This window comes from Clostridium sp. (assembly GCF_032576335.1).
GTDB lineage: Bacteria > Bacillota > Clostridia > Oscillospirales > Acutalibacteraceae > Faecalispora.
Window position 1 is genome coordinate 385,723 of record NZ_JAWFXC010000001.1, and the last position, 18,109, is coordinate 403,831.

The following is an 18,109-nucleotide window of genomic DNA, read 5'->3' on the forward strand; positions in this document are numbered from 1 at the left end:
AGCCTTTTTGTGTTGTAAATTCTTATTCTGCAAACTGTACCCCTTGACATCCCAGTCATTTGCGACTATGCTTTTGTTAGATATAACTAACTAGCGAAAGGAGAAGATTTCAAATGGATATTATGCTCTGCAAGGCTCGTGTAAAGCCTGGAAAAGAAGAGCTTACAAAAGAATGGATTGCGTTTCTTCTTGCCAATAAGGAAGAGGGTGAAAAAACGTTAAAAAACGAAAAAGAACACCTTGAAATTTATTTTATGCAAAAAGAAAACGAAGACACTTATTTGTACTTTTTTGTGCTTGCCGATGATTTGGAGCATGCGAGTGAGGTGGCACAGTCCAGTGGGAACCCATTGGACGCAAAGCATTTTGAGTACATGGCAGCTTGCATTGACCCAGAGAATTACTCGATTATGAAGCCAGAGCTGGTGTTTGGTGATATGAGTGTTTTCTCTTAATACTATTATTTTGGTTAGCATAAATTTGCTTTTTGGTAAGAAAATAGTCTTTGTGCGCATTTTCTAAAACATTCATATATTTGTATAAACTGCACATTTTTTGTTGTTATTTGTTTTTTGTTGACATCAATAACTAACGAGGTTACAATAATAAAAAGCAGTTTGATATTTTTCTGGCAAAATAAAATGAAGGAGGCTTTTTTATGGCTAATATTATCGGCAGTCCGGAGCGCTACATTCAAGGCAGAGGAGTTCTGAAAGAGCTATGTCAGCATGTGGAGCGTATTGGGAAAGCACCATTTATACTCGTGAGTGCCTCTGGCAAAAAGCGTGTGGAAGAACCCATTGCCGAAAGTGCAAAGGAACACAACACTCCCCTTACGTACGAAATATTCAATGGGGAATGCAGCCGTACCGAAATCAACCGCTTAATCAAGGCGTTTGAAGCATCAGGCAGTGATGTTGTTGTTGGCATTGGCGGCGGTAAAATTCACGACACGGCCAAGGCGGTTGCCCACTACACCGGCACACCGGTTGTGATCGTTCCTACCATTGCCGCAACGGATGCACCGTGCAGTGCCCTTTCTGTCATCTACACCGATGACGGTGTGTTTGAAGAATATTTGTTCCTGCCAAAGAGCCCCAACATTGTGCTGGTTGACATTGATATTATTAGTAAATCCCCTGCAAGGCTGCTGGTCTCCGGTATGGGTGACGCACTGGCAACTTATTTTGAGGCGCGTGCCTGCAAACAGTCGGACAGCCAGAACTTCCTTGGCGGAAAATGCACCGTTACCTCTATGGCAATTGCAAGGCTTTGCTACGACACGCTTCAGGCAGACGGTTTAAAAGCGCTTCTTTCTGTACAAGCTGGTTCTTGCAGCAAATCGCTTGAAAATATTGTAGAGGCAAACACCTACCTTTCTGGTATTGGCTTTGAGAGCTGTGGTATTGCCGCTGCTCATGCCATTCATAACGGCTTTACCGCGATTGAGGAAACGCACCATTTTTACCACGGCGAAAAGGTTGCCATCGGCACACTTTCCCAGCTGATGCTAGAGAACGCCACGAAAGAAGAGCTAGATGAGGTTTATGGCTTCTGCATGGATGTAGGCCTGCCTACCACCCTCTCTGACCTTGGCATTACTGAGGTAAACCGTGAGCAACTCTTAAAAGTGGCGGAGCTTGCTTGTGCACCGAACGACACTATGGGCAATATGCCGTTTGCAGTCACTCCGCAAATGGTTTGCGATGCAATTATTGCAGCGGATGCGATGGGTCATTACTACAAAAGTAAACGCGCATAAGACCACTCTCTGCGCAAATTAACAGCAAAGAGGATGCTCTCTATTTTAGTTATAGAGAACATCCTCTTTCTTTATACTTAATTACAGCATTACTGCTCTTCTTCAAGCTTGCGAATTTCTTCCTCATAGATTTGTGCGGCACATTCTAGGTAATACTTGAGGCTTTGCTTGCTTTTGTCTGCCAAGCGAATGTTGCACTGGTGGGAGGGAATCAGAATTTTAACTGCATCGCTCAATCCGATTGCCTCTGCCATTTTGGGAGTAAGCTCCCCTAACAGCCCGTTGGGCATTAAAACACCAATTGGCCCTGCCAATATATGCGTCTTTGCAATGTTTACGGCAACCGCATTTTCGCCGGTTGCTCCATCTGCCGCACCGCCTTTCATCATATTGGCGGTAGCAACCGCATTGGTTCCCAAAGCCAAAATAGCAACCTCCGGGCAAACCTGCCGAAAACGTTCAATTAAGGCTTTTCCAACTCCTCCACCCTGCCCATCTACCACGGCTACCCGTATTCTCTCCCGTTTCATGTTTTTTCCCCACCTTGCCCATTCTTTATATCTTCAAGCAATTCTCACTTTACCTTATACAGTTACGGTGTATTTGTCAATCCCCCTGAGAAAAACGTTGCTGTACTTTACTTGACCACACGGCTACTCAACGGTATAATCAATTTAGATAACAGTACCGTGCTTTGCAGCTTCGTTTCTACTATAAATAGTGTCTGGAAGACTCCGTTCCGGTTCTGAAGAGCCGGATTTCTGTATTGTAAGCTGCGAAACATATGAAACAACAAAGCACTTTGATTTTCTAAAGGTAGTACCAATAGACACTTAACAGGACAACAGCTCTTTAAAAAAGCTTCCGTTTGGGCGATGTTTTTTTAGACTAGCCCTCTACTTTCTTCCCGCACCAGAAGGAGATGCCTTTTATGGATACAGCAAGAGATGTACTCTCCCTATTGCAGCACGTTGCGGACAAAACCATCCGCCCGGAAGATGCCTTACTAAAGCTTAAGCTTTCCCCCTTTGAAGATTTAGGCTATGCCAAGGTAGACCACCACCGCGGCCTACGCCAAGGGGTACCAGAAGTGATTTACGGACAGTCGAAAACACCGGAGCAAATTGCCGGCATACTGGAGGCGCTCGAGGCTCGAGGCTGCAAAAATATTCTTGTAACCCGTATCTCGCAAGAAACCGCAGATTTTATTGCGAAGAAAGCGGAGGTTACCTACCACCCCCTGGCAAGGCTCGCAGTCGTATTCCCGCAGGTTACGGAACAGTATGGCTCCATTGTGGTTGCCACCGGCGGCACAAGCGATATGGGCGTTGCGGAGGAAGCTGCCATTACAGCAGAGGCGCTGGGAAATTCTGTTACGCGCATTTATGATGTAGGCGTGGCAGGGCTGCACCGACTGCTGGGTAATTTAGAGCCATTTATGACAGCACGTGCCGTCATAGCCGTTGCTGGAATGGAAGGTGCTCTTGCCAGTGTTATTGGCGGTCTGGTGGATTGCCCGGTCATTGCCGTGCCAACCAGTGTGGGCTACGGCGCCAGCTTTGGAGGGATGGCGGCATTGCTCTCTATGCTGAATTCGTGCGCTTCCGGCGTAAGTGTAGTGAATATAGACAATGGCTTTGGCGCTGGGTACCTCGCAAGCCAAATTAACCATATGGGCAATTGGCACGAACCTGAAAAATTATAAATTAAACTGATTGCAGAAGCAATTGAAATGAAGAGAACAACGAATACAAACAAAAATATGTGACCAGAGGGTCGCTATAACACCAGCAGGTGTTTTAGCGGCTTTTCTTTTTTGAAATACTGCAAGGAGTACCTTTTATGTACGAAAATTTGGCGCTGACTATCCTGAAAAAAATCTTTTTCCGCCTGTTCAGCTTTGTGCTCACCATGTTGATTCTTTCTATCGTCGTCTTTGTTTTCTCAAGATGTGCACCGGGCGACCCGCTGCAATCCTTTTACGGCGACGCGGTGGAATCTATGAGCACGCAGGAGCTAACCGCAGCTCGCACCCGCCTAGGGCTGGACGCTCCCCTTACCACACAGTACATACGGTGGGGGGGCAATGCGCTTCGGGGTGACTTTGGCCTTTCCCTAAAATACAAAACCCCCGCTATGTCGGTTGTATCTCCACTTTTGGGCAACACGCTGCTGCTGGGTGGCACTGCATATCTGCTGGTATTTTTGCTGGCAACCCTACTGGCAGTTGCCAGCGCTCTGCATGAGGATTCCTTTGTTGACCACCTTATTTGCAAAATCGGCACCGCCGTTTACAATCTTCCTGCTTTCTGGCTGGGTGTGGTGTTCATTCTACTCTTTAGCGTACAGCTCAAATGGCTCCCCAGCAGTGGTGCTTATGACATTGGCAAAGCGGGAGACATCCTCAACCGCATACAGCACATGATTCTGCCCGTATCCGTTTTAATCATCAGCCACCTTTGGTACTATGCTTATATGATACGAAACAAGCTGCTCGATGAGCTTCGGCAAGATTATGTGCTTTTGGCAAAGGCAAAGGGTCTTACCAATCGACAAATTATGTGGAAGCACTGTCTTCGTAATGTAGCACCTACCATTGTAAGCATCATGGCAATTTCTATCCCCCACGTCTTGGGCGGCACTTATATTGTGGAAGCGGTTTTTCACTACCCCGGCATCGGCGCACTTTCCATTGAAAGTGCGAAATACCACGATTATAACCTGCTGATGCTCTTGGTGCTGATTACCGGCGCTCTGGTCTTTCTTAGCAGCATGGCGGCACAAGCAGTCAATGAGAGAATCGACCCCCGCATAAAAGAAACGGGGGTGTCCACATGGCAAAGGTAGATAAATCCGCTTTTCGGGTGGTTGGTGCAAACTACAAACCATACTCTCCGCAAAGGCAAAAACCTACACTGCAAAGCAGGCTCCGCGGCAAACCAATGATTGCAGCGATGCTCCTGCTGCTGATTACCACAGGGTGCTTATTCGCAGGCACTCTTGCAAATCATGACCCCTCCGGCTTTTATTTGCAAAGCCTGAACCAGCCCCCCAATGCAGATTTTTATTTTGGCACGGATTCTTTGGGGCGCGATATTTACTCTATGATCTGGTACGGAGGGCGTGTGTCGCTCTCCATTGGCTTAATGAGCATGTGCATCATCTGCGCTATTGGTATTCCTTATGGCTGCATCAGCGGCTTAGCAAACACAAAAGTGGATGCCATTCTCATGCGGATTGTAGAAACCGCTAGTAGCATCCCCAATTTATTGATTGTGCTTTTATTGGTATCAGTAACCGGCAAGCAGAACGCCTTTACCCTCTCTGTCACGATTGGCATTACGGGGTGGTTCCCTCTGGCAAGAATTGTACGCAGTGAGGTTCGGCAGATTCGCAGCAGTGAATATGTACTTGCCGCACGGTGTATGGGAGTACGATTCCCTCAAATGATGACACGGCATCTCATCCCGAACTTTGTATCATCCATTCTATTTGTCGTTATTTCGAGCATTAGCTCGAGTATGTCGATGGAATCTACCCTGAGCTTTCTTGGCCTTGGTCTGCCGGTAGATGTAATTTCGTGGGGCAGTATGCTTTCTTTGGCGAACCGTGCGTTGTTGCTTGGCACATGGTGGGTAATTGTAATACCCGGTGTTTTTCTAATTGTTACCTTAAACTGTATTACAAGCCTAGGCAACTACTACCGGAAAGAAATCAACAAGAAACACAGTAACCTTTAACTACCTTTTACATTTTCTACCCCAAAATATGTAGTGGGAAAAGAATGACCAATAAAATTCAGGAGGCAAGCAATGAACTTTACTCATCCCAAACGAGGAATTTCCTTACTTATCGCATTTTCTCTGCTCTTTTCACTCGTCGCCTGTTCCGGCTCACAAAACAACTCAAGCTCCGCTTCCACTCCAGCGGCAAACGAATCGCAGGTTTTAACCAACACTTTGGTGTATGCGGGGGAATCGGAAAGCACCATTAATCCACTTCTCAATAACCACGACGAGCTGCCAGACCTTATTTTTTCCGGACTAATGAAATACGATGGGAAGGGCTCCCCTATTCCAGATTTAGCAAAAAGCGTTGACTATGATGAAGCAACTCTTACCTATACCTTCCACCTGCCCAATAACATAAAGTGGCACGACGGCAAAACGTTTTCGGCTGAAGATGTTGTATACACCTATAATTTACTCACGAAAGACAAATCCCTCTCTTCGAGCCTAACCAGTAACTACGAAGATATTAATAGCGTAACTGCACCGGATGCGACCACCGTTGTGATTCGCCTTAACAAATACAATGCCGCCATGCTCGACTATTTTACAATCGGCATTCTGCCAAAACACCTGACAGAAGGCAAGGACATCAATACCATGTCCTTTAACCAGTCTCCCGTAGGAACTGGCCGCTACAAATTCGTGCAATGGGATACCGCCGGAGGAAGAATCATTTTACAGCGAAATGAAAACTACTATGCAAAAGTCCCGAACATTGAGCGGATTGTTTATAAGACCGTTTCTGTAGAAAGCACGAAAGCGACCATGCTGCAATCCGGCGAAGCTGATTTGGCTTGGCTCAACGCAAAATATGCCGACACCTTCCGGGGGAAAGAGCATTTTAAAAATATCGATTTTAAAACCGCCGATTACCGCGGCATTTCTATGGATTTTAGTTCGAAATTCTGGCAAGAGAACGAAGACTCCGTCGGCGTGCTCAATTATGCCATCGATAAAAACGCTATTGTACAAGGTGTGCTCGCAGGACACGGCACCGCCGCCTACAGCCCCATTCAGCAAAGTCGGTTTGGCGGCAATAAAGCCGCAGACCTTTACCCTTACGACCTTTCTGAGTTTGCAAAGCAAATGCAAGCGCTTGGCTGGGTAAAGGGCAGCAGTGGTATTTACGAACGCCACGGCCAAAAATTCCACTTTACGGTTCAGGTGCGCGATTACGAAGAAGAGCGAGTGGATATTGCCAACCTGTGTTCCAGCCAGCTCAAGGCCGCCGGAGTAGAGATGGAGGTTGTGCTGGTTACAAGGTTTGACTGGAAAGCCGGGTACAACGGCTTTTTGTCCGGCTATGCTGCACAGTTTGACCCCGATATGTTCTACAAAAACTATGTAACGGGTGCCAGCGACAACACGATGAATTATTCAAATCCGGTGGTGGATGAGCTATTAACACAGGGGCGCCACACCAAAGAGGAAGAAAAGCGAAAGAAAATATACCAAGAATTTGAAGCCGCTTACGCGCAACAGCCCGGTGTTGTTTTAGTTGCATTTTTGGACGGCTGTTATGTTGGCATTGAAGGGCTAAATGGTCTCGACACAACGCGCACCTTGGGTCACCACGCCGTGGGTGTAATGTGGAATATTGAGGAATGGACTCTGAAAAAGTAAGCAAAGAGGGCTACCAATGGAAACCGTACTGGAAGTAACCAATTATTCTCTCCATTTTCAAACACCGGAGGGAGACATCCATGCCGTAAGAAACACCGGGTTTTCCCTGCTAAAAGGCGAGATACTTGCCATTGTAGGGGAATCTGGCTGTGGAAAAACGGTTTTGTGCAAATCACTGCTCAAACTGCTGCCCAAAAACGCGTATGTAAAGAGCGGGCAGGTACTACTTTGCGGGGAGGACATTACGGCGTACTCCGACCGCAGAATGCGCCCCTTGCGCGGGCGGCAGATTGCCATGGTATTTCAGGACCCCATGACAACTCTCAATCCTACGATTCCGGTTGGCAAACAAATCGTGGAAGCGATCTTGGTGCACGAAAAGATAAGCAAAAAGGTCGCAGAAGAAAAGGCAATCGCACTATTAAAACAGCTGGATATGGACCACCCTGAGGAACGCTTTCACATGCAGCCACATTTTCTTTCCGGCGGAATGCGCCAGCGGTGTGTACTAGCTATCGCGCTTGCCTCCCGCCCTCAGGTTCTGATTGCGGATGAACCCACCACTGCACTGGATGCCACGATACAAACCAAAATACTAGACTTATTAAAAACCGTGTGCAAACAGAATGATATTGCCTTACTGCTTATTTCACATGACCTAAGCGTTTCCGCACGAATTGCAGACCGGGTTGCCGTCATGTATGCCGGTAAAATCGTAGAAATCGGCACCGCCGAAGAGGTATTTTATGACCCGCGCCATCCATACACATGGGGGCTGTTAGGCTCACAGCCTGCTCTGGCAATGGACAGCAAACAGCTTTACAGCATCCCCGGCTCTCCCCCCTCCTTGCTCAATCCACCTCCCGGAGATTTATTTGCACCGCGCAATGAATATGCTTTGGCAATTGATTACGAGGAAATGCCGCCGCTGTTTCCCATTAGCGCCACCCATTTTGCAGCTACTTGGCTGCTTCACCCAGAGGCGCCAAGCATTGAGCCGCCCGCATTTATAAAAAGGAGGGAGCAGATATGAGCAACGCCCCTCTTTTAGAACTGCGGCATGTAACACAGCATTTTCCAATCAGCCGAAGTCTTACGATTCAGGCAGTGAAAAACGTTAGCTTTCAAATCAATGCAAGGGAAATCGTCGGTCTTGTGGGTGAAAGCGGTGCGGGGAAATCCACTCTCGCCCGCTCCATTATGGGGTTATACCGTTTAACTCACGGTGAGGTTTGGTTTCAGGGGGAAAAGATATCGGACTCAAATATATACCGGAAAAGCAAACGAAGCATCAAAAAAAACATGCAGATGATTTTTCAGGATTCCGCTGCCGCACTAAATCCCAGAATGACGATTCGTCGTATTATTGCCGAACCAATAACCTCCTGCGGTGCTTGCTCCGGCAAAGAGCTTTCCACCCGAATCATTACTTTACTGGAGCAAGTAGGGCTCGATGAAAGCTTTTGTAACAAGCGACCAAGCGAAATATCTGGTGGGCAGAGGCAGAGGGTTGCAATTGCACGTGCCATTAGCACAAATCCAAGGCTTCTGGTGGCGGATGAGCCCGTCGCTTCGCTCGATGTTTCCATTCAGGCGCAAATACTCACTCTTTTTCAAGAGCTTCAACGAGAATATGGGTTTGCTTTTTTGTTGATTGCCCACGACCTTTCCGTGATTCGCCTGCTTTGCAATACCGTTGGAGTCATGCGGCAGGGGCATTTATTGGAATTTGCCGAATGTGAGGAGCTATTCCAAAACCCACTGCACCCCTATACCAAAACTCTACTCACTGCCATACCAACCGCAGACCCCATTCGAGAAAGAAGCCGCCGTGTGCTGGAGTTTGATTCTGGCTGCATTCCCGAAGCTGGCACATTTCGCGAGGTAAGTCAAGGGCATTTTTTATACGAATAGTTTTATCTTAATTAGAGTAGAGAACAATAACAGATGAGCAAGAGAGCCGCAGATAAACATCTGCGGCTCTCTCTTTATAAAAATTATAATGCTAGCTTTTTCGCCTGTGTCATAATCGCCTTTGCGATTGGCCCTGCGGAGGTTCGGCCATAGTTTCCCTCTTCGACCACCACAGCGAACGCATATGGCGTTTTCGGGTCTGAAGAGAAGCCAATCATCCAGCCATTCGGCTTTTTGCCTCCCCCAACCTCCGCCGTGCCAGTTTTAGCACACACACTCATGCCGGGGAACATATCATCGCCATAATCGTTTGTTACATTATAGCGCATCAACTGCTGAAGCGTTTGTGCCGTTGAAGAATTGACAAGTGCAGTGCCAAGCTGGGTTTTCCCTTGCTGCTGTGTCATTCCTAAGCTGTTTTTCACCTGCTGAATAAGATAGGGCTGTGTTGGCGTACCGCCGTTCGCTATGGCACCCATCAACAGCATCATGTGGTAAGGGTTTGTCATGTCGGTATGCTGGCCAATGCCAGACCATGCCAGTGCCTGCTTTTCGGCCCCCTTTACCTCATATTTGCTCTTTGAGGTATCCACTCCATCCACAGAAAAACTGCGGTTGAAGCCCATGGTGTTGGCCTCGGCGGTCATTTTATCCTCACCAAGCTCCACAGCAAGCTGTGCGAACGCCACATTGCAGGATTTTGCCAGTGCCTGCTTCACATTTACGGTTCCATGCACACCGTCACAAGTAATCTTATTGCCGTTAATCGTGACACTGCCCTTGCACTGGAACGTTCTCGTATCCCAATCGGAGAGATTCTCAATCGCGGCGGCAGTGGTTATCACTTTAAAAATAGAACCGGGCGTATAACTAGCGGAAAGAACCTTATTGAGATATGCACCATTGTACTTTGTATTCGTGTCAATGTCCTTCGGTACATTGGCAGGGTCAAAATCTGGTTTACTTACCATTACCAGCATTTCACCGGTCTTATAATTGTACATTGCCACAGCACCGTTGCGGTCTCCCAGCTTATTGTACGCTATTTTCGATAGCTCACTGGAAAGCGTAAGCGAAATATCACTGCCCTGCTTTTTCCCAGTGGGTGAGGTAAGCCCAGTAATTGGGTTATAGCCCCCTATTTCAGTACGGAAGCGATACTGTACTCCGGTAGAAATATACCCGTTTGTATCCCCAACAGCATGCAGCATTGAGCGGCGAATGGTTTCATCACTGCTGTACACACGTTTCCCGTTTTCACTTTTTGCAAGGACAACACCTTTTCGATCCAGCACATCACCTGCGGTGGTTAATTGACTATTACCGGAAGCATATTTGTTAAACGGCTGCATGGCCCAAGAGCCACCATCCAGTACAAAACCGTATAAGAATACACCAAGCCCAACAAAGAAGCCAATTATCATTAAATAGAGAATTCCGGCTCTTCCTCCGGTCGTTTTCATGTGCTTCTCCTCCTTGCGGCATACGTCCGTTCATCCGATGCTTTGATGAACGCCAGCATACCCCATACAGAAACCATACTCGAACCACCCGCACTCAAAAATGGCAGAGTAACACCGGTAAGCGGAAGAACATCGGTTGCGCCAAAAATATTGAGAGCGGTTTGGAAGAGCAGCATACCGGCTGCCGAACATGCCGCAATGGAGTAAAAGGAAGAGCGGCTACGGGTTGCTTCCAGTTTTGTATAGAGCGCAAGCATCACAATGCAGAATGTAATCACAACGGCCAGCACTAATCCGAGCTCTTCACTAATCATTCCAAAGATAAGGTCGCTCGTACCGGCAAACACTTTTTTCAAGTGGCCTTGTCCCATTCCGGCACCGAATAAGCCGCCGCTGGCAGTATAAGAGAGTACACGCGTTTGCTGATAACCCGTGCCATCGGAATACTCCCACACATGCCGCCAAGCTGCAAAGCGGTCTGCAATATAAGGTTTAAACTGCAAAATCATAAATGCGCCAAGTGCCGCAGCAGAGCAGGCCAAAATAATGGTTCTTAAACTGCCGGAGCGCATAAAAGAAATGAGTAAAAAGGTAATAAAAAAGATGGATGCGGTACCAAAATCCCGCATTAAAAATAAAGAGCCAATGCAAATGCCGGAAAACACCAGGAATTCTGTCAGGTTCTTTGCGGTTTGTAAGCGGTCAAGTGTCGAAGCACCCGCAAATACAAAGGCTATCTTAATGAACTCGGAGGGCTGTATGGTAACCGGCCCTATGCTAATCCAATTCTTTGCACCATGGGCGGCAATACCAAATGCCAAGTTAACGGCGAACAAAGCCACGGCAAACAGACCAATGGCAAGGCGCCACTTGGTAACACGATCCAAATCCCCCATAAAGGAAATCATAATGCAGAACAGAATCACACCACCCGCCAACGCTGCAAGCTGAGTGTATGCCAGCTTTATATCGGCTCCGGAAAGCAGCATAATTCCAATTCCACTGAGCAGAAAGCCAATGGTCTCCAGTTCAAAGCTCACATGGTGCCTTACTCGCATAAAATAAAAGTACAAGCTCCATTCCAACACCGCCAGTAAACCAAATGGAATCAGCGGCTCAAAGGTATATGCTGCACCGCCAAAGCATAGCTGTGCTACCAGAAAGATTTGAATGAGAAATACGGTGCTCATCAGACCAAACGGAGATGGAAGACTGCGGTTCCATTCCATTAGCTTGTTTTTCTTTTTTATATCGCTTTCCGTTACCCGCTTGAGCATTAACGCGGTGGAACCCATTGCGATGACATCTCCTGGCATTACCGACAAGGTAGGTGCCGCCTTGGTTCCATTTACAAAGGTGCCTGCTTTTGAGTTTGTATCGGTAACCAGCCAGCCAGCCTCCCGGCGCATGAGTACCGCGTGGTCACGGCTTGCCGTATTATCTGGCAAAACAATATCGCAGCTTCGGCTGCGGCCAATCGAATTCTCCCAATATAACACCGGTATTTTCGCATGTGTTGTCATTTCTTCTAATACAATTACCGGGTCTTCCCGCCGGCGGCCGCGCCGCAGTGACACAAAGCAGCGCCAAAGCACAATAAGAGACAGCAACGGTATCAGCACTCGCAAAGCAAATAAAATTACAGTTAGCGCAGTTACTAAAAATGAAAAAAATTGAGCCAGCAAACGAATCCCCCTTTCTTTACAGCCGTATCGGCAGCAATAAGCTAGTTATGAAAATCGAACAGGTTCAGCCCAACCTCTTCCGAAAAGGTTCGGTCTACCCTGCCATCGATTATATTTATTACCAATTCGCAGGTAGCGCTAACCATAGCCTGGTTGAGGTGTCCACCCACTACACTGCCGTCCTCACCGCCTGCACTCATGTGAAGGTGGCAGTAGAATTCGTCGTTCATGGTATTTATGGTTCCCGTTAACGATACAATTTCGTAGTTGCCGCAAAATTGATTTGAATCGTACTGCTTTTCGGCTGTTCGAAAAACACCCACTGTAAAGTCATTCACAGCTCCAAGCCCTTGAACGGTTGCCAGCTTAATATTTTCTTTTAATGCAAGCTCACGAATGACCGCTAGTATTTCTTCCCCACGGTCGATTCTTGCCACAATTGCATCTTTGAATCTTTTATACTCCATTTTGTATGTCCTTTCACGGTCGTTTTGCAGAATTATAATTAACCTGCTTGCCGCAAACTCCATGTATACGGCTATTTCTCACATATTATACCCGGAAAATATGCGAAAGTAAATGAACAAAGCTTTTACAAAAAATAACGATTTTGAAAGAATTGTGGACTTCGGTATTGTAATTGTGCTGTCTTTAAAACCTTTTTGCAGTATTTTTACAATGCAAACATGCCAAAAACAGATTTGATTTTACAGAAATATTTGTTATAATATCCATGTGGAATCAAGATAAACAAGAGAGTAAAAACCTACCGGACAAAGGAGGACATATGCAGAGAAAACCTGTGCATGTGCACAAAGCTACCAACTTCCCGGATGCCATGAACACAACCGACGCCCTAATTGCCATTCTGGAAAGCTCCTTTGATGGAATTTACATTACCGACGGACAGGCAAAAACCATATGGATTAATCATTCTTACGAAGTAATTTCTGGATTACTGGAAGAGGATGTGCTCGGTAAAAATATGCTGGAGCTAGAAAAATACGGTATTATTTCGCGCTCCGCTTCCCTCATTGCTCTAAAGAGCAAGAACACCATTACCATCGACCAAACCTTTCGAACCGGTAAGCGCGCTATCGTAACAAGCACTCCTGTTTTTAACGAGCAGAATGAAGTAATTATGGTAGTTACCAATGTACGCGATATATCGGAGCTGTACAATTTAAAGGAACAGCTCGCACAAAAACAGGAGCAGGCACAGCGCTATGAGGGTGAAATTGAAGTAATACGCAGGCAGCTGATGCAGACCAGCAACATGGTAGTAGGTGATGCAAAAATGCTAAACCTGCTGCGCATGGTTGGCCGCGCCGCCCTACTCGATACCCCTGTGTTGCTGCTGGGTGAAACCGGAGTTGGCAAAGAGATGGTTGCCTCTTACCTACATAAAAAAAGCCCGCGGCGAGACGGCCCATTTATTAAAGTGAACTGCGGTGCAATCCCCGAGTCACTTGCTGAAAGCGAACTGTTCGGATATGAACGCGGTGCTTTTACCGGTGCGAACCGTGAAGGAAAAGCCGGCCTCTTTGAAATAGCCCATAAAGGAACCATCTTTTTAGATGAAGTAGGTGAATTGCCTGCAAACCTGCAGGTAAAGCTTTTGCGCGTATTGCAGGAGCAAGAAATCATCCGCATTGGCAGCGGCAAACCCATGAAAGTAGATGTACGGGTAGTAGCTGCAACCAATCGAGATGTAGAAGAAATGGTAAAAAGCGGGAAGCTGCGGGAAGACCTGTATTACCGCCTCAATGTGTTCCCGGTAAAAATCCCCCCTCTGCGTGAACGGCAGGATGATATTCCAAAGCTGGCACAAAATATGCTGGAAAATCTCAACAAAAAATACAACGACACAAAATCACTAACCCAGAGTGCAGTAATCAGCTTATTGGGCTACCATTGGCCGGGTAATGTGCGTGAGCTAAAAAATGTGATGGAACGCTCGTTTATTATAAGCGAGGCAGATGAAATAGACAGCGCACACCTTATGCTGCAAAACACCCGCTTGTGTTCCGAATCACTGGAGGGGGACCAAAGCTTCGATTTAAAGGCCTACCTGCAAACCATTGAAAAAGAGTATATTGAAAAGGCTTACGAAAACAAAAAGAATGTGCGGGCAGCGGCGCAAAGCCTGCATATGGACCCCGCCACCTATGTTCGCAAGCGCCAAAAGTACCAAGATATAACTTAATTTCCTATTTATTGATAAAATTATTTTATAAAAGCAATTACATAAATTACGTCATGATTGGCTCATGTAGCCTTTCATGGCGTAATTTTTTATCATCATAACAGGGAGTTCTATACATTAAAAAAAATAATACCTGCCTGTCCCATTTTGTTTCATAACTGAAATTTAGTTTTAAAAATGAAACTAAAAACTCTCTACATTTTTATGTTTTTGTCAAATAATAAATTTACAACGTTTTACTTTTTGTTTTATTTAATAAAAATTTACCTAGTTTAAAACTTGTCCCTTTAGTTAGAGTGTTGTTTTCTATTGTGAGATTGCCAAAAGGAAGTTGTCGAAATTGTTCGATTTAGAAAATTAAAAAGCAAGTGGTACATTCTGTACCATCTGGCATCGTAATTGCTTCCATATTATAACAGATGGATTCTTGCAATACGATTCAAACAATCATGAGGGAGGTTAGAGGGTAGAGTTCGATTAGGGTGCAAGGAGGGAAAGCATCGTGAAAGAAAGTGTATTTTCATTTCTTAAGAAAAGGAATGCGAAAGCCTGCGGGACAATTGAATTCACTTTGCAAACAAAGAATCAGTAAAGGAGAATATTCATGGCATTAGAAAGAGAATATGGCAAAGAGTGTCCTTACATACCGGCGGGTCCATTTAAAATCCGCTTACCAGGTGTACATTATAGGTTTGAAGTTGCGGATTATATTCAGGGTCTTTTAATGTGCGCTGTCTGTCTTGGTGCAGTTCCCATTCTCCAGCAGTATTTGGGAATGCCGTTTGGCGTTGCTCTGGCTATTGTTACCTTGAATGGTATTTTATACTGCACTCATGTTTTGTTGGGTGACCCGGTTGTACCCGGTTGGGTTACGCCAGCAATACCGCTTCTGCTGCTATACATCAGTCAGTTCCCCATGGGGCCGGAACGCGTTCAGGCATTGATTGCATTTGAGCTGAGCTTGGGTGTTTTTGCCGCATTCCTCGGTATTACAGGGCTTGGCAAAAAAATCATTACTCTCATTCCCAACTGCGTGCAGGCCGGTATTATTATTGGCGCTGGTATTGCGGCTGTGAATACCGTATTTGGCCAAACGGGTTATTTTTCAAAATATCCTATTTCTATCGTAATCTGCATTGGTCTTGCATTTTGGATGCTCTTTTCTAACTTTTTTAAGAGCTTACGGCATAAAAACAAGTTCTTTCAAACCCTCTCTAATTTAGGTGTTCTGCCCTGCATTTTACTGGCAGTGGTGGTAGCTCCGCTCGTAGGTGAAACCGCTTGGCCCTCCATTCAGTGGGGATTTTCAGCTCCATCTTTCGGGGAGCTATGGGGTCACTGGACCTTTTGGTCCATCGGCTTCCCTCCTGCAAAAATGTTTATTCAGGCCATTCCAATGGTTTTCTCTGCCTATGTCATTTTGTTTGGTGAGATGATTCAGGCACAAGCGTTGCTGCAAGACGCATCAAAAGCTCGCCCGGATGAACTGATCGACTATAACCCCAACCGTTCGCATTTAATCTTTGGCTTGCGTAACTGCCTGATGGCAATTATCGGCCCCGATATTACCATGTGCGGTCCTCTGTGGGCTGCTATGCAGGTAGTGGTATGCGACCGTTATACCCATGGTAAAAAATCCATGGATTCCATCTACGGCGGCACAGGTTCTTTCCGGTTTGGTACATTGACCGGTTACTTCCTTTTGCCCATTGTTACTTTAGTTACACCCATTTTAAATATTGCTCTGGCTTTGACCATGATGGTTCAGGGATATGTCTCGGTAAGAATCGGAATTCTCAAAGCCCGTACCATGAACGATCTAGGTATCGCAGGCGTTATGGCGGCTGTTATTGTTGCCAGAGGTGCCGCATGGGGCCTTGCAGTAGGCATTGTACTTAGCTTATTGGTACTGCTCGGTAATAAAAAAGAGTATGATGTTGACGTTTTTGTCCGCGAAGATGAAACAGAAAAAGTCGAAATTAGCCAAGAAGCAGAACCCGAGCTGGTAGCTGCAAAATAATCTTTCTTATTCTTTTTAACCAAGCATTTCACTAGTTTCACAATACTCCAATAACAAGGATTTCATAAAAACTTTATTTCACAAAATCAGTTTCACAACCATTTGTCAGGAATCAATTCACATAATCATTTATTTTAGAAAGAAGGACTTTATCATGGCACTTATGACTGGAGAACAGTACATTGAAAGTATTCGCAAGCTGAATATGCAGATTTATATGTTTGGTGAGAAAATAGAGAATCCGGTGGATAACCCGATTCTGCGCCCCTCGCTGAACTCGGTTCGTATGACCTACGATTTGGCTCAGGACCCGCAGTATGCCGATTTAATGACCGCAACATCGGTCATTACCGGTAATAAAATCAACCGTTTCTGTAATATCCACCACAGCACAGAAGACTTAATTAAAAAAGTAAAAATGCAGCGTCTGCTTGGGCAGAAAACCGCTTCCTGCTTCCAGCGCTGTGTTGGTATGGATGCGTTTAACGCTCTTTACTCCACTACATACGAAACCGACCAACAATACAAAACAAACTACTTTGAGAACTTTAAAAACTTCGTTGCCTATGTAGAAGAGCACGACTGGACCGTTGACGGCGCAATGACTGACCCCAAGGGGGATCGTGCTCTTGCTCCTCACGCACAGCCGGATGCCGACATGTACCTGCACGTCGTTGAACGCCGCCCGGATGGTATTGTGGTTCGCGGTGCAAAAGCGCACCAAACGGGTATCATTAACTCCCAAGAGGTTATTGTTATGCCCACCATTGCTATGGGGCCGGACGATAAGGACTATGCCGTATCCTTTGCTGTACCAACCGATGCAGAAGGCATCCTCATGATTATTGGCCGCCAGAGCTGCGACACCCGCAAGCTGGAAGGCAGTGAGATGGATGTAGGAAACAGCGAATTTGGCGGTGTAGAAGCTCTCGTGGTATTCGACAACGTATTTGTACCGAATGACCGCATCTTCCTCAACGGTGAGGTTGAGTTTGCCGGAATGCTCGTAGAGCGCTTTGCCGGTTACCACAGACAGAGCTACGGCGGCTGTAAGGTAGGCGTGGGCGACGTTCTGATTGGCGCTGCCGCTTTGGCCGCTGAATACAACGGCGTAGAGCGTGCTTCTGCCGTAAAGGATAAGCTCATTGAGATGGTACACCTCAATGAAACACTGTTTGCCTGCGGCATTGCTTGTTCCGCCGAGGGTAAGGCCACTCTTTCCGGCAACTACCTAATCGACCTGCTGCTCGCTAACGTATGTAAGCAGAACGTTACCCGTTTCCCCTATGAGATTGTAAGACTTGCAGAAGACATAGCCGGCGGCTTGATGGTGACCGCTCCGTCTGAAAAAGACCTGCGCGACCCGGTTGTTGGCCCCTATGTAGACAAATACCTGCGCGGCACCGCAGCCGTTTCTACCGAAACCCGCCTGCGTGTTCTGCGCCTGATTGAAAACCTCGCTCTCGGCACGGCGGCTGTTGGCTACCGTACCGAATCGATGCACGGTGCTGGTTCTCCGCAGGCACAGCGCATTATGATTGCCCGCCAGGGGAACATTGGCGCGAAAAAGAAACTTGCCAAAGCCATTGCTCACATCGACTAATTACAAAAGTATGCCGGTTACATTCCGCTGCTCACTCCACTG

Annotated in this window: 15 protein-coding genes; 11 read left to right on the top strand and 4 right to left on the bottom strand. The window is 46.5% G+C overall.

Features of this window, described 5'->3' with window-relative positions:
* Positions 1–113 precede the first annotated feature (113 nt).
* Together E7L17_RS01745 and E7L17_RS01750 are read left to right on the top strand one after the other, a co-directional pair.
* Positions 114–455, top strand: coding sequence for a DUF6176 family protein (locus tag E7L17_RS01745; protein WP_316321537.1), 342 nt, complete (start codon positions 114–116; stop codon positions 453–455).
* A gap of 203 nt (positions 456–658) precedes the next feature.
* On the top strand, positions 659–1,762 hold the full coding sequence (locus E7L17_RS01750; protein WP_316321538.1) for a glycerol dehydrogenase: 1,104 nt from the start codon (positions 659–661) through the stop codon (positions 1,760–1,762).
* An 89-nt stretch (positions 1,763–1,851) separates the two neighbouring features.
* Here the strand turns inward: E7L17_RS01750 and E7L17_RS01755 are convergent, their stop codons facing one another.
* Entirely contained in the window at positions 1,852–2,292 is a 441-nt protein-coding gene (locus E7L17_RS01755; protein ID WP_316321539.1) for a DUF3842 family protein, read from the bottom strand.
* A gap of 401 nt (positions 2,293–2,693) precedes the next feature.
* On the opposite strand from E7L17_RS01755, the gene larB reads away from it, so the two are divergent.
* The 6 genes from larB (at position 2,694) to E7L17_RS01785 (ending at position 9,090) form a co-directional block, all read left to right on the top strand.
* On the top strand, positions 2,694–3,467 hold the full coding sequence (gene larB, locus E7L17_RS01760) for a nickel pincer cofactor biosynthesis protein LarB (protein WP_316321540.1): 774 nt from the start codon (positions 2,694–2,696) through the stop codon (positions 3,465–3,467).
* A gap of 137 nt (positions 3,468–3,604) precedes the next feature.
* On the top strand, positions 3,605–4,609 hold the full coding sequence (locus tag E7L17_RS01765; protein WP_316321541.1) for an ABC transporter permease: 1,005 nt from the start codon (positions 3,605–3,607) through the stop codon (positions 4,607–4,609).
* Positions 4,597–5,502 carry an ABC transporter permease gene (locus tag E7L17_RS01770; protein WP_316321542.1) on the top strand — a complete coding sequence of 302 codons (906 nt, stop codon included), beginning with the start codon at positions 4,597–4,599 and terminating at the stop codon, positions 5,500–5,502. The genes E7L17_RS01765 and E7L17_RS01770 overlap by 13 nt, the downstream gene beginning before the upstream one ends.
* A gap of 72 nt (positions 5,503–5,574) precedes the next feature.
* The gene (locus tag E7L17_RS01775; RefSeq protein ID WP_316321543.1) at positions 5,575–7,176 is read left to right on the top strand and encodes an ABC transporter substrate-binding protein; all 1,602 of its coding nucleotides are present in this window, start codon (positions 5,575–5,577) and stop codon (positions 7,174–7,176) included.
* A gap of 16 nt (positions 7,177–7,192) precedes the next feature.
* The gene (locus tag E7L17_RS01780; RefSeq protein WP_316321544.1) at positions 7,193–8,209 is read left to right on the top strand and encodes an ABC transporter ATP-binding protein; all 1,017 of its coding nucleotides are present in this window, start codon (positions 7,193–7,195) and stop codon (positions 8,207–8,209) included.
* Positions 8,206–9,090: an ATP-binding cassette domain-containing protein gene (locus tag E7L17_RS01785; RefSeq protein WP_316321545.1), complete on the top strand. Its 885-nt coding sequence runs from the start codon at positions 8,206–8,208 to the stop codon at positions 9,088–9,090. The genes E7L17_RS01780 and E7L17_RS01785 overlap by 4 nt, the downstream gene beginning before the upstream one ends.
* Before the next feature lie 83 nt (positions 9,091–9,173).
* Here the strand turns inward: E7L17_RS01785 and E7L17_RS01790 are convergent, their stop codons facing one another.
* From E7L17_RS01790 to E7L17_RS01800, 3 genes are read right to left on the bottom strand one after another with little or no spacing between them, the layout of a single operon-like run.
* Positions 9,174–10,553 (bottom strand): penicillin-binding transpeptidase domain-containing protein, encoded by a 1,380-nt coding sequence (locus tag E7L17_RS01790; RefSeq protein ID WP_316321546.1) that lies wholly within the window; start codon positions 10,551–10,553, stop codon positions 9,174–9,176.
* The gene (locus tag E7L17_RS01795) at positions 10,550–12,238 is read right to left on the bottom strand and encodes an FtsW/RodA/SpoVE family cell cycle protein (RefSeq protein WP_316321547.1); all 1,689 of its coding nucleotides are present in this window, start codon (positions 12,236–12,238) and stop codon (positions 10,550–10,552) included. Before E7L17_RS01795 ends, E7L17_RS01790 begins: the two co-directional genes overlap by 4 nt.
* A gap of 41 nt (positions 12,239–12,279) precedes the next feature.
* On the bottom strand, positions 12,280–12,705 hold the full coding sequence (locus tag E7L17_RS01800; protein WP_316321548.1) for a DNA-binding protein: 426 nt from the start codon (positions 12,703–12,705) through the stop codon (positions 12,280–12,282).
* A gap of 320 nt (positions 12,706–13,025) precedes the next feature.
* Between E7L17_RS01800 and E7L17_RS01805 the strand changes: the two genes are divergently transcribed.
* From E7L17_RS01805 to E7L17_RS01815, 3 genes are all read left to right on the top strand, one after another.
* Positions 13,026–14,444: a sigma-54 interaction domain-containing protein gene (locus E7L17_RS01805; protein WP_316321549.1), complete on the top strand. Its 1,419-nt coding sequence runs from the start codon at positions 13,026–13,028 to the stop codon at positions 14,442–14,444.
* Between the two features lie 604 nt (positions 14,445–15,048).
* Complete coding sequence (locus E7L17_RS01810) at positions 15,049–16,464, top strand: hypothetical protein (protein WP_316321550.1); 1,416 nt, start codon at positions 15,049–15,051, stop codon at positions 16,462–16,464.
* A gap of 154 nt (positions 16,465–16,618) precedes the next feature.
* On the top strand, positions 16,619–18,067 hold the full coding sequence (locus tag E7L17_RS01815) for a 4-hydroxyphenylacetate 3-hydroxylase family protein (protein ID WP_316321551.1): 1,449 nt from the start codon (positions 16,619–16,621) through the stop codon (positions 18,065–18,067).
* The last annotated feature ends 42 nt before the right edge of the window (positions 18,068–18,109 follow it).